The 12,726-nt window shown below is 62.7% G+C and carries 12 protein-coding genes; 8 read left to right on the top strand and 4 right to left on the bottom strand.

The annotated features are described in order from the left end of the window. Window positions 1–153: 153 nt before the first annotated feature. Window positions 154–1,410 (bottom strand): glycosyltransferase family 4 protein, encoded by a 1,257-nt coding sequence (locus ABAC460_RS42500; RefSeq protein WP_023454923.1) that lies wholly within the window; start codon window positions 1,408–1,410, stop codon window positions 154–156. Between ABAC460_RS42500 and ABAC460_RS42495 the strand changes: the two genes are divergently transcribed. Next, window positions 1,390–1,866 carry an ArsR/SmtB family transcription factor gene (locus ABAC460_RS42495; RefSeq protein WP_235075844.1) on the top strand — a complete coding sequence of 159 codons (477 nt, stop codon included), beginning with the start codon at window positions 1,390–1,392 and terminating at the stop codon, window positions 1,864–1,866. The genes ABAC460_RS42500 and ABAC460_RS42495 overlap by 21 nt on opposite strands. Further along, window positions 1,853–2,398, top strand: a complete 546-nt coding sequence (locus ABAC460_RS42490) for an SRPBCC family protein (protein ID WP_023454921.1) — start codon at window positions 1,853–1,855, stop codon at window positions 2,396–2,398. Before ABAC460_RS42495 ends, ABAC460_RS42490 begins: the two co-directional genes overlap by 14 nt. Here the strand turns inward: ABAC460_RS42490 and ABAC460_RS42485 are convergent. Both ABAC460_RS42485 and ABAC460_RS42480 read right to left on the bottom strand, forming a co-directional pair. Continuing rightward, complete coding sequence (locus ABAC460_RS42485) at window positions 2,395–3,171, bottom strand: hypothetical protein (RefSeq protein ID WP_031237286.1); 777 nt, start codon at window positions 3,169–3,171, stop codon at window positions 2,395–2,397. The two genes, ABAC460_RS42490 and ABAC460_RS42485, sit on opposite strands and share 4 nt — an antisense overlap. Next, on the bottom strand, window positions 3,168–3,572 hold the full coding sequence (locus ABAC460_RS42480; protein WP_052012801.1) for a hypothetical protein: 405 nt from the start codon (window positions 3,570–3,572) through the stop codon (window positions 3,168–3,170). Before ABAC460_RS42480 ends, ABAC460_RS42485 begins: the two co-directional genes overlap by 4 nt. 122 nt (window positions 3,573–3,694) lie before the next feature. Here ABAC460_RS42480 and ABAC460_RS42475 point away from each other — a divergent pair, with 122 nt between their 5' ends. The 6 genes from ABAC460_RS42475 to ABAC460_RS42450 all read left to right on the top strand — a co-directional run bounded on the left by ABAC460_RS42475 (window position 3,695) and on the right by ABAC460_RS42450 (window position 12,490). Continuing rightward, a complete protein-coding gene (locus tag ABAC460_RS42475; protein ID WP_023454918.1) occupies window positions 3,695–4,708 on the top strand; it encodes an AraC family transcriptional regulator in 1,014 nt (337 codons plus the stop codon). A 110-nt stretch (window positions 4,709–4,818) separates the two neighbouring features. Beyond that, complete coding sequence (locus ABAC460_RS42470) at window positions 4,819–5,235, top strand: hypothetical protein (RefSeq protein WP_023454917.1); 417 nt, start codon at window positions 4,819–4,821, stop codon at window positions 5,233–5,235. Between the two features lie 195 nt (window positions 5,236–5,430). Next, complete coding sequence (locus ABAC460_RS42465; protein WP_023454916.1) at window positions 5,431–6,150, top strand: response regulator; 720 nt, start codon at window positions 5,431–5,433, stop codon at window positions 6,148–6,150. Then, window positions 6,143–8,356, top strand: a complete 2,214-nt coding sequence (locus ABAC460_RS48565; protein ID WP_023454915.1) for a PAS domain S-box protein — start codon at window positions 6,143–6,145, stop codon at window positions 8,354–8,356. The genes ABAC460_RS42465 and ABAC460_RS48565 overlap by 8 nt, the downstream gene beginning before the upstream one ends. Window positions 8,357–8,469: 113 nt before the next feature. After that, window positions 8,470–10,398 (top strand): calcium-binding protein, encoded by a 1,929-nt coding sequence (locus ABAC460_RS42455; RefSeq protein ID WP_023454914.1) that lies wholly within the window; start codon window positions 8,470–8,472, stop codon window positions 10,396–10,398. A 172-nt stretch (window positions 10,399–10,570) separates the two neighbouring features. Then, a complete protein-coding gene (locus ABAC460_RS42450; protein ID WP_023454913.1) occupies window positions 10,571–12,490 on the top strand; it encodes a calcium-binding protein in 1,920 nt (639 codons plus the stop codon). 10 nt (window positions 12,491–12,500) lie between these two features. Here ABAC460_RS42450 and ABAC460_RS50910 read toward each other — a convergent pair. After that, the coding region (locus tag ABAC460_RS50910) for a hypothetical protein (RefSeq protein ID WP_035426372.1) at window positions 12,501–12,726 on the bottom strand (226 nt) is incomplete at its 5' end.

Raw genomic sequence — 12,726 nt, 5'->3', positions numbered from 1 at the left:
TACGCAAATACCCAGCACTTTTAGCCGTTTTAACAAAGGCTTAATATTTACAAATGCTGTAAGGCAGGGGGCCGCTCAACCCCTGAACAGGGGGTATCATCGCCCGTTCGGGGCGGTATCATTTGCAAGCATACAACGGGAGGGAGAACGGCGTTACACGGCCTCGGCCGATTTCGCCTTTCGCGGTAACACCGGCTGGCCGCTGACCCGTTCCAGCATGTGCAACTGCTTCGGTACGCACGTCTTCAGGTCGTAGCGGCCAAGGATGGTTTCGCGCGCCGCAGCGCGGATCTCGGCAGCATTCGGGTCTTCCAGGGCGCGGACGACGTTTTCGACCAGGGCGTTCGGATCGAAGAAGTCGGTCAGCCAGCCATTCTCGCCTTCCTTCAGCACTTCCAGGACCGGCGCGGTGTTCGACGCGATCATGCGACAGCCGGCCGACATGGCCTCCATGAAGGACCACGACAGGACGAAAGGATAGGTCAGGTAGATGTGGGCCGTCGACACCTGCAGCAACGAGATGTAGCGGTCATAGGGCAGATGGCCCAGGAAGTGGACGCGGTCGAAGCCCGGGACCTGTTCGAGACCGACCTCTTCCAGCATGACTTCCTTCCAGGTGCCGCCCTTTTTGGGCTTGGAACCGTAGGAGACGCCGGTGGCGCCGCAGACCAGGACGGTGGCGTTGGGGCGCGCCTTCAACAACTCCGGCAGGGCGCGCATGAAGGTCGGGAACCCGCGATAAGGTTCCAGGTTGCGCGCGACATAGGTGATGACCTCGTCCTGCGGCGTCAGCACCCGGCCGTCGTCGAGCACGAACTTGGCATTGGGATTGGGGCTTGCGACACCGGTATCGATGCCGTCGAAGACGACATTGATCTTGTCCTGGAACGGCTTGGGGTGGCGCGACTTCTGCCACTGGGTCGGGCTCCAGCCGGCGTCGCACAGTTCCAGGCTCAGCAGCAGGTGGGCGTTGCGCGTGCGGATGCGGCAATGGTCGTCGAAGGTGGTCGAGGTCGCCGGATCGAAACCGAAATCGGCGCCGCGCGTCGAGTAATAGAATTCGCAATAGCTGATCAGCGGCGAGTTGGGGAAGGTTTCCTTGACGAACAGGGTCTCGCCCCAGCCCGGGTGCGCCATGATCAGGTCGGGCCGCCAGCCCTCCTTGCGCAGATCCTGGCAGATGCGGGTCACGGCCTGGCCATGCAGCACGCCGTTTTCGAACTGGCGCATATAATGGTGTGTCGAGTCGCGGACCTCACGGTGCGGTTCGTACAGCAGCTTCCGCACGCCGGGGATCTCGATATCCTTGCGCTTGGTGATGAAGCGGACGTCGTGTCCGGCGCTGGCCAGCAGTGGCGCCAGATGCTTGAACTGGCCCGGCATGTTCTGATGGATAAGAAGGATGTTCATACCGCGCAGGTTTGCGGTGCCCCGCGCAACCTGTCAACCGTCCCGGTTGCAGCAATATATTCAACCAATCGGTTGACAATTGAACACATCACCTCTACATTCAACCATATGGTTGAGCAACTTCCCCTCGATGCCGTTTTCCACGCCCTGTCCGATGGGACGCGCCGCGCCATGCTGCGGCAGCTGACCACCGGAGAGCGAACGGTCGGCGACCTGGCCGCCCCCTACCCCATGTCGCTTGCGGCGGCGTCGAAACATATCCGCGTGCTGGAAGACGCCGGCCTGGTCCGGCGCGAGATCAAGGGACGCAGCCATATCTGCCGCCTGGAAGCGGCGCCGATGCATGCCGGCCAGGAGTGGATCCGCCATTTCGAACGGTTCTGGACGCAACGCCTCGATGTTCTCGAGGCCTTGCTTATTGAAGACGACAAAGGAGCACAGAATGACCCTGAGTGACACCGTAGACGATTACGCTCACGCTATTGCCGCCGACACCATCCGCATCGAACGCCTTTTGCCCGGCCCGCGTGACCGGCTGTGGCGCTACCTGACCGAACCCGACCTGCGCCGCCGCTGGCTGGGCGCCGGTGAATTGAGCTTGTCGAATGGCGGTGATATCGAGCTGATCTTCAACAACAATGGCCTGACACCGGGCGACGCCGCGCCGCCTGCCGGCTTCGAAGCCTTCGGCGAGGAACAGCGCCTGAAGGGGCATGTCCTGGCCTGCGAGCCGACCTCGCTCCTGGCCTTTACCTGGGGCACCAGTCCCGAAGCGTCACAGGTCCGCTTCGACCTGACCGACGAAGGTGACAAGGTCCGTCTGACCATCACCCATAGCCGCGCCCCCGACCGCACCGAGCGGGTCATGGTCTCGGCGGGGTGGCACGCCCATCTCGGCGTGCTGGCCGCCGAACTGGACGGCCAGTCATCCGAAGGTTTCTGGCGCAGTTTCGGCGTCCTGTTCCCGCACTATGACCGGGTGATTTAAGCCGCCTTTTTCCTCGGCAGGTGTTCGACCACCAGCCAGATCAGGATGGCCAGCAGCGGAAACACCACCGGCGCGAACTGCCAGAAGGTGCCGACCATGGCCTTGGGCAGGAGTTGTTGCTGACCCAGGAAGAACGAACCCGAGGCGATGAACAGCGACATGCACATCCGCCACAGATGACGCGAGATCCGTGACACGCCGGTTATGCTGCGCCGGAGGATGACGTGGACCTCGCCCGCCGCCGCAAAGACACCGGCGATAATGAACAGCGCGAAGGCCTGGGGCGGCGATCCGTCGACGGTTCCGGAGGGGGCGTTCGCCCCCTGCCACATGAAAAGCCCACCGGCGGCGACGATCGCCAGGGCCGCGGCCAGGCCCGCATATTCGATCCAGCCGACTTTCGGGTCGCGCCGGCGCGCCGCCTGGAAGGCCGTGATCAGCAGATAGAGGGCCAGTATGCCGGCGACGAAGTTCGGCCGTTGGCCCTCCGTCAGGAAGGGCGCGACGCCGGCGCCGACGGCGTAGGTGGTGAACATCGCCGCGAAGAAGACCTTGCCGGCAGCGCGATGGACGGTTTTCCCCTTCGGGCTCAGTATGGCCGTGGCGCCGGATATCATCCCCAGGGTCCCGCCGCCGATATGGGCCCACAACAGGGCTGCCGCGCCCCAGTGCAGCCAGACCGGCGCGTCCGGGGCCGCCTTAAGAGTTTCGGCCATCGCCGGGCCAGCCAGCAGGCCCACCAGTACGGCGGCGCAGATGACGATCCGGTTCATGCCGCCACCCGCCAACGCTCGACGCCTCGCACATAGGTCTTGACGACATAGGACCATGGTACGACGAAGGCGAACGGAACCACCAGGGCAACGGCGAACAGCATATTGGCCGTTTCGGCGTCGATGGTGCCGGCCTGCCAGCGCGGCAGGGCGACCGTCAGGCACCAGATCAGTTTCCAGGTCAGTTCGAACAGAATCAAAGGCAGGAATTTGAGCGGCGCCAGCACGCCCAGCACCGATAGCAGACCCAGGGCGCTCAGCATGACGGTTACCGCTGCCGCCGTTAACGGCATAGCCGCCGCCATCGGCAATCGCGTCCAGAACTGCCAGGCCAGGCCGACAACCAGGACCAGATAGCACGCCCGCAGCAGGTACAGGCGCAGCAAAGACACATCCTTCAACACATTCTCCCCTATTCTTTTTCTTTAAGCGAACGGCGATATCGTGTAGCCGCGAAGGGCGGCAGGCAATGACCGCCGGTGACACGGCGATTGACCGTGCGTAACAAAAGGGGCGTTTGGGCGTGGAAGCAACGGTTTCCGCCGGATTGGTGTCCGGACTTCTGGCATTTGCCTCCGGCCACGGCGCCGACGGCGACGATCTGGCCAGGCGCGCCGGGATTTCGGCGCACCGACTGAAGAACCCCGACAATCGCATCCCCTTCCGGCAGTATACGGACCTGATGCGCGCCGCCCAGAAGGCGACCGGCGATCCTGCCCTGGCGCTGCATTATGGCGAGCAGGTCGGCATGTCCGAGGTCTCGGTTCTGGGGCTGATCATGGAGGCGTCTGCGACCATGGGCGAGGCCTTCCTGCAACTTCAGCGTTATGGCCGCCTGGCGACCGAATTCGTCGACAGCGATCCCGGCCCGCGGGTTATGCTGATGCCGAAGGATGGCAGGCTGTACATGGTGTTCAACCGCAGCAATCCGAACGATTTCCCGGAAATGACCGAGGAATCCTTTGCCCGCCTGGTCTGCGGCCCGCGCCGGTTCCTGGAACAGCCCCACGTCCTGGCCATCCATGTCAGCCATCCGGCGCCGGCCTACCGGTCGGAATATGACCGGGTGTTCCAGTGCCCGGTACACTTCTCGTCCGGCTGGAACGCGATGGAGTTGCACCCCGAGATCATCGGCTGGAAGGTGGCGCAGAACCCGCGCTACGTCTTTGGCCTGCTGACCCAGCACGCCGACAGGCTGCTGGCCGAACTGGACGCCACGCGCACCCTGAAAGGCCGGCTGGAAGCCCTGTTGATGGCAGACCTGCACAAGGGCGATATTAGCGCCGACACCATGGCGTCACGGCTGGGCTTCAGCCGCCAGACCCTGTTTCGCAAGCTCAAGGAGGAGGAGACGACCTTCGCCGCGGTCTTGGATGGCCTGCGCCGGCGATTGGCCGAGGACTATCTGCGCGGCGGCAAGGCTTCGATCCACGAGACGGCCTATCTGGTCGGGTTCTCGGAGCCAGCGGCCTTTGCGCGCGCCTTCAAGCGCTGGACGGGTAAGACGCCGGGCCAGTTCTGCCGCGCTCCATCCTGAGCTCTGCTCCTTTTATCGCTTCTTAATACGCAATGCCCGATGTGCTGCGATATTACTTATGTTCGGGCTGATAGGGTGCACTGCGATATTCCCCTTTTAGGAGCCTGAACATGGACACGTTGGACAAGATCACCAAACCCGAAATCGGCCGCTACAATGACGACGACTTCGATATCGAAGCCACCGGTCAACTGGAAGCAAAGGCTGAAGAGGTCGTCGAAGACGTCAAGGACGCCGCCCGCAAGATCAACTGGTGGCAGGTCGCCGGTTATGTCGCCGCCGGTGCGGCGGCCGCTGGTGCCGTTGCCGCCTACCTCGCCTACCGCGAGCAACAAAAGAAGCCGGCCAGCCGCCTGGAACGCCTGCGCGACCAGCTAGGTCTCAGTGATGTTGATTTCCGCCATCTGCGCTCAACCTATAACCGGGTCGATTTCGACAAGCTCAACCAGACCCGGCGCGACCTGGCCAAGGTCGCCAAGAAGACAACCCACACCGGCGCCTTAAAAGTCGCGGAGTGGACGCGGTAACCGCTTCCCATTTCCCTTACGTAAAAAGAGCCCCGGCGTTCAATGCCGGGGCTTTTTTCATGTCCGATTTGCGCAAGCTGCCCTACCCAACCGCGGGGAAATAGGATAGCACGGTGAAACGGCGTTCGGCGTCCGGTTTTGTGTATTCAGTATTCGCGTAATTCATACTTCCAGTAAATTTGAACCCGGCGGATCATGTCGAATTTTCATATCGTGGTCGTGGACGACGAAGAGATCGTCCGCGAAACCGTCCAGGAATATCTGTTGCGCCAAGGCTATACGGTCACCTGCGCCGACGGCGGCCCGGCGCTGCGCGAAATCATGGCCCAGCGTCCCGTCGACCTGGCCATTCTCGACATCAACATGCCCGGCGAAGACGGCCTGACCATCGCCCGCGAACTGCGCCGCGGCGGCCGCATCGGTATCATCATGCTGACCGCCAATTCCGACAGCGTCGACAAGATCGTCGGCCTGGAGGTCGGGGCCGACGACTATGTCTGCAAGCCCTTCGACCTGCGCGAACTGCTGGCCCGGGTCCGCGCCGTGCTGCGCCGCGCTTCGACGCCGGAGGAGGCCCCGGCCACCATGGCACGCGAGATTCGCGTCGGGCGCTGCGTGCTCAATCTGGACGGCCGGCGGCTTTACGACTCAGAGGGCAACGAGATCGCCATAACGGCCATGGAATTCGACCTGCTGCAGACCTTCGCCAACCATCCCAACCGCGTCCTGTCGCGCGACCAGTTGCTGGAGCTGGCGCACAACAAGGAGATGGAGGCGTTCGACCGCTCGATCGACACCCGGATCACCCGGCTGCGCCAGAAGATCGAGGAACACCCTCAGACGCCCCAGGCGATTCGCACGGTGCGCGGCGCCGGCTATATCTTCGTGCCGGCCGGTGAACAGTATCATGGCTGATTCCGGTTTTCGTCCCGATGCCCTGCTTTCGGCGGTGATCGCCTCGTCGCTGGACGGCATCGTCATGATCGATACCGCCGGCAAGGTGATCGAGTTCAACCCGGCTGCCGAAGCCATGTTCGGCTACAGCCGCGCGCAGGCGATGGGCCAAACCATCGGCGACCTGATCGTGCCGCCGCAATGGCGCGCCGCCCACGAGGCCGGCATGGCGCGCTACCTGCGCGAAGGCGATCCCCACGTCATCGGCAAGCGGATCCAGATCGAGGCCATGCGTGCCGACGGCAGCCTGTTCCCGGTCGAGCTGGCCATCGCCGAGATCAACGCCGACGGCAAACGTCTGTTTTCGGCCTCGCTGCGCGACCTGTCGGAACAGCGCGCCGCCCAGGCCGCACTGGCCCAGAGCAATGCCCGCCTGACCGCTTTTCTCGACTACGCCCCGGCCGCCATGTACCTGAAGGATGTCGACGGCACCTACCAGGTGGCCAACCAGTTCATGGCGCGGGCCCTGGGCCGGCCGATCGATCAGATCCTCGGCTTTCCGGTGAGCGAAATCCTGCAACCTTCGGCCTTCGATCAGGTCCGCCGCAGCGACGAACAGATCCTGACCACCGGCGCCCCCTATGTCAGCGAGGAACGGTTCGAGGTCCCCGGCGGGTACCGCGACACCATGGCGGTGCGCTTTCCGGTGCGCGACAGCGAAGGCGTCATTACCCACCTGGGGGGCGTGCTGATCGACATCACCGAACGGCGCCAAGCGGAAGGCATGCTGCGCGCCCTGTCGGAGCAGCATCCCGTGGCCCTGGTGATCCTGAAGCACGACCATCAGGCCGTCATGGCCAATCCGGCCTTCCACGACCTGGTGGGTGAGCATGTCCCCGACTGGCTGGACCATATCACCGACCGCGCCGACCTTCTGGCCAAGATGGCCGCCCTCCCTTCGACCGACGGTTTCGAGACGCGGCTGGTGCGCGACGGTTCCCCGCTGTGGGTGTCGGTGAGCTGGCGGCGGTGGGAGCTGAACGGCGAAACGGTCAATATCATCGCCGTCATCGACATCGACGCCCGCAAGACCGCCGAGGCCCAGGTCGCCCGCCAGCGCGACGCGCTGTACCAGGCCGAAAAGCTGACCGCCCTGGGCTCGCTCCTGGCCGGGGTCAGCCATGAGCTGAACAACCCCCTGTCCGCGGTGATCGGCCAGTCGCTGATGCTGGAAGAGGACTGCGAAGGCACACCCCATGCCGCCCGCGTGCTCAAGATCCGCACCGCCGCCGAGCGCTGCGGCCGCATCGTCCAGACCTTCCTGGCCATGGCGCGGCAAAAGCCGCCGGAGCGCCGCACCGCAACCCTGGAGAAGATCGTCGCCGCGGCGGTGGACTTGGCCGATTACGGCATCCGCACGGCCAGTATCAAGCTGACCACCGACTACGCCCCGGACCTGCCGGCCATTGTCGCCGACAGCGACCAGATCCACCAGGTCATCGTCAACCTGCTGATCAATGCCCAGCAGGCGATGCAAAGCCAGGAAGCGGCACGCGAGATCCATATCCGCACCGGCCGCGGCGCGACACCGAACACGGTGGTGGTGGAAATCATCGATACCGGCCCCGGCATCGCCGCCGATGTCCGCAACCGCATCTTCGACCCCTTCTTCACGACCAAGGCCATGGGCATGGGCACCGGGCTGGGACTGTCGTTCTCGCGCGGCATCGTCGAAGCCCATGGCGGCAGCCTGCGTCTGGCCGACACGCCCGGCGGCGGGGCGACCTTCGTGCTGGAACTGCCGATCGACTTTGGCCCGGTCACCGCCGAACAGCCCGCCCCGACCGCAGCCGTAACGGCCAATGGCCGCGCCCTTGTCATCGACGACGAGACCGAAGTCGGTGAAACCCTGGGCGAGTTCCTGTCACGCCAGGGCTTTACGGTTGATGTCGCCCACAGCGCAGCCGAAGCGCGGGCGTTCATCGCTGAACGCGACTACCGCGTCATCCTGTCGGACCTGCGCATGCCGGTCATGGACGGACCGGCTTTTTACCGCTGGCTATTGCAGGCCCGGCCTGAACTGGCACAGCGCATAGGTTTCGTCACCGGCGACACCCTGGGGGACGCGGCGGCGTCCTTCCTGGGCGAGGCCGGGCGGCCCTACCTCGAAAAGCCGTTTACCCCCGCCGGCGTCCGCGCGATCGTCGCCGAACTGACCGCCGGCTGACCTGCTGTCACAATTGACACGCGATAGGCTGCGGTAAGACATTAACGCTCTACACGGCGCCTCTAGAAGCCTCCCATCGGCTCTGATCCTCGGAGCCCCAAGGGAGAACGACCATGACCAAGTACACCAAGTGGTATACGGATAACAGCGAGACCATCACCATCGGTTCGCAGAACTGGGACAGTGGTGACGACTGGGTTCTGTATACCAAGGGCGGCGACGACACGGTAAACCTGTACGTTGACGGCACGTCCTGGGTCGATGCGGGTGATGGCGACGACCATGTCGATATCAACGGCTCCGGCAATGCAACCGTCTATGGCGGCGCCGGCAAGGACAATATCCGCCACCTGGCCAACACGGCTGACGATGGTGTCGCCACCATGTATGGCGGCGCCGGCGACGACGTCCTGTCGGGCCTGGCCGGCGAAAGCGACTATCTCTACGGTGAAAGCGGCGACGATTGCCTCTCGGTGGAAGAAGACAACCACGCCTATGGCGGCATCGGAAACGACCAGTACTGGATCCACGCGGACAGCCAGTCCGACGTGATCATCGCGGAAGATGCCAATGGCGGCTTCGACACGATCGAAGCCAATTTCGCCACCTTTACCTTCATCAACAACATCGAAATGTACAAGTCCAAGGCCAATGGCAACTTCAAGGCCACGGGCAACAGCCAGGACAATGTCGTCGTCGGCGGTATCGGCAACAGCTATTTCGACATGAAGGACGGCAACGATATTGCCCGCGGCGGCAGCGGCAACGACATCGCCTACGGCGGCGGCGGCAATGACGAGCTTGACGGTGGCCAAGGCAAGGACGCGCTGTATGGCGGGACCGGCAACGACAAAATTGTAGGCGGGTTCGAACAGCGTGTCGGCGCAAAGGACGAGACCAAGTGGGCGGGAGACAATGATACCCTGTCCGGCGGCGACGGCGACGATATCCTCGATGGCGGCTTCGGCAGCAATGAATTGTGGGGCGACGCCGGCAACGACATCCTGTCGTCCAGCGAAGGCACGGCCATCATGCATGGCGGCCTGGGCAACGACACCTACCGCGTCGACGGCAACAGCCATACCCTGGACGAAGGCGCCAATGCCGGCATCGACAAGATCGAGTTCTTCGGCGGCACCATCACCATGGCGGCGAACATCGAAAACCTGGTCCATATCGACAATCCGGTGAGCTACTACGGTTTCGAAGGGCCGGTCTACACCGCGACGACCGTGACCGGAAACGCGCTGGCCAATACCATCATCGGCAACGGCCTGGTGAACATGATCGATGCGGCAGGCGGGGCCGACCTGGTCTTCGGCCGCGATGGCAATGACATCATCCATGGCGATGACGGCAACGATCTGCTTTACGGCGAAAACGGCGACGACTTTGTGTATGGCGACGCCGGCAACGACACGATCGTCGGCGGCGAAGGCAAGGACATGCTGAACGGCGGGCTGGGCAACGATCTGATCGCCGGGAACGTCGGCAATGACAGCCTGTACGGGGACGCCGGAAACGACGACATCCTGGGCGGCGAGGGAAATGACGTCATCAGCGCCGGTACCGGCTACGACACCATCTCGGGCGAATCCGGCGCCGACATCATTCGCGCCGGTTCCAACAATGACTACGCCTACGGCGGCGAAGGCAATGACCGCATCTACGGCGACGGCGGCAGCGACTACCTGTACGGCGGTGAAGGTTTCGACGCCTTCGTCTACACGGCGGTCACGGACAGCTTCATCTCGACCGGAATCGACCGCATCTGGGACATGGCCAGCGGCTATGACACCATCGACCTGACCCTGATGGACGCCAATACCACCGTCGCCGGCAACCAGGCCTTTACCTGGGGCGGTGCCTCGGCGCCAGGCGCGGGTCATGCCGGGACGGTGTGGACCGAGTATTTCGGCGCCTCGGCCAGCGGCCCGGAATTCACCCGGCTGTATGGCGATGTCAGCGGCGACGGCCTGGCGGATTTCCAGATCGACGTGATGAACCACACCTCGCTGAACAGCTGGGACGTGACGTTCTGATCAAGCCCTCCCACCGCCACAAGAGCCCCGGCAGAGATGCCGGGGCTTTTTTGCGCTTGCGGACTGTAACAATTGACACACGATTGCCTGTTGGCTGGCATCAGCCCGGGACACGACGGCACTATTTTACCCTCCATCAGCTCCGATCCTCGGGGCACAGGGAGATTAAGCGATGGCCACGAAGACTTTGAAGTACGACGATCTGATGAACACGGTAAATGTTGGCACGGTCAATTGGGACGATGGCGACAACTACGTCATCTACACCTACGGCGGCAGCGATACGGTTTCGCTCTTTGTCGACGGCACGACGTGGGTCGACGCCGGCGACGGCAACGACCGCGTCACGGTCAATGGCTCGGGCAACTCGACCATTTACGGCGCCGCCGGCAATGACACGCTGCTGCACAACGCCAATATCATCGATGACGGTGTGGCCACGCTGAACGGCGGCGCGGGCGACGACGCCCTGACCGGACTGGCCGGCGCTTATGACTATCTCTATGGTGAAAGCGGCAATGACAAGTTTTACGTCGGAACCAATAACCGGGCCTATGGCGGCTCGGGCAACGATACCTATGTTTTTGAAGACGACGCTGACGCGTCCGACGTGACCATCACGGAATATGCCAACGAAGGCATCGACAGGATCGAGGCCAACTTCAACTCCTACACCTTCAGCGCCAATGTCGAAGAATACGAGATGCGCTTGAGTAAGGATTTTTCTGCCACCGGCAACAATCAGAACAATACGGTCATCGCCATTTCCGGGAACGATTATTTCGATATGAAGGGCGGCAATGACCAGGTCTATGCCGGCTTTGGCGACGATACCGCCCATGGCGGCGACGGTAACGACAAGATTGACGGTTCCAAGGGCGACGACCTGATCTATGGTGGCACTGGCAATGACACCCTGCACGGCGGCCATGATTTCGGTGTCTGGTGGTCGTTCGACATTGACACGATTTATGGCGGCGACGGCGACGACTTTATCGACGGTGGCTTTGGTAACAGCCTCACCGACGGTGAACGCCTTTACGGTGAAGCCGGCAACGATACTCTGGCAACGACCGAAGGTTCCGGTACCATGTACGGTGGAACAGGCAACGATATCTACCGTACCCAGGGTGATGGCTCGAACATTATCGAATATGCCAACGAGGGGACCGACACGATCGAGTTCTTTGGCGTGAATCTGACCATGGGTGCCAATGTCGAGAACCTGGTCCATATCAGCAACTCAAGAGGCACCTATTACGATTATAAAGACGCCAACACCATCACCGGCAATGCCTTGGCCAACGCCATCACCGGCAACGACTATGTCAATAACATCGAAGGCATGGCCGGCGCTGACTCGCTATACGGCAAGGGTGGCAATGACAACCTGCGCGGCGGCGACGGCAACGACCGTGTGTGGGGCGAAGTCGGCGACGACATGCTGTATGGCGATGCTGGCAACGACACAATGGCCGGCGGGACGGGCAATGACGCCCTCTATGGCGGTACAGGCGACGACGTTATGGCCGGCAATGACGGCGACGATTTCGTGGTTGGCGACGCCGGCAACGAGATGATGTACGGCGGCAACGGCGACGACTACCTCAGCGGCGGTACCGGCTACGACACCATCTGGGGTGAATCCGGCAACGACGTGATCCGCGCCGGATCGAACAACGATTATCTTTACGGCCACGACGGCAATGACCGGCTGTACGGGGACGGCGGCAGCGACTTCCAGTATGGCGGACTCGGTAACGACGTCTTCGTCTTCGCCGCCCTGAGCGACAGCAACATCTCGACCGGCATCGACAAGATCTGGGACTTCACGGCCGGCCAGGACAAAATGGACCTGTCGATCATGGACGCCAACACCCTGCTGTTGGGCAACCAGGCGTTCAGCATGGGTGGACGTACCGCCCCCGGGGCCGGCCATGCCGGTACGGTATGGGTGGAGTCGTTCGGCGCTTCGACCTACGACCCGGCCTTTGTCCGCGTCTATGGCGACGTCAACGGCGACGGCACGGCCGACTTCCAGATCGATGTGATGAACGTCACCTCGATGTCGGCTTCGGACTTCTATCTCTGATCACATCTCCTCACAGCGACAATCGCCCCGGCCGCAGCGCGGCTGGGGCTTTTCGTACGACCGCCCGCCATTGTAACAATTGAAACACAATTTCCGCCCGCGCGACATAAACCGCCGACAGGACGGCGCTATTCCACGCTCCATCAGCTCCAACGGACGGAGCAAAGGGAGATTGAAACATGGCCAAGAAGATTCTGAAGTACACCGATAACGCCGACACCGTGAACATCGGCACC

Source organism: Asticcacaulis sp. AC460 (assembly GCF_000495795.1).
Classification (GTDB): Bacteria; Pseudomonadota; Alphaproteobacteria; order Caulobacterales; family Caulobacteraceae; genus Asticcacaulis.
This window is presented reverse-complemented; position numbering and strand designations above follow the sequence as displayed.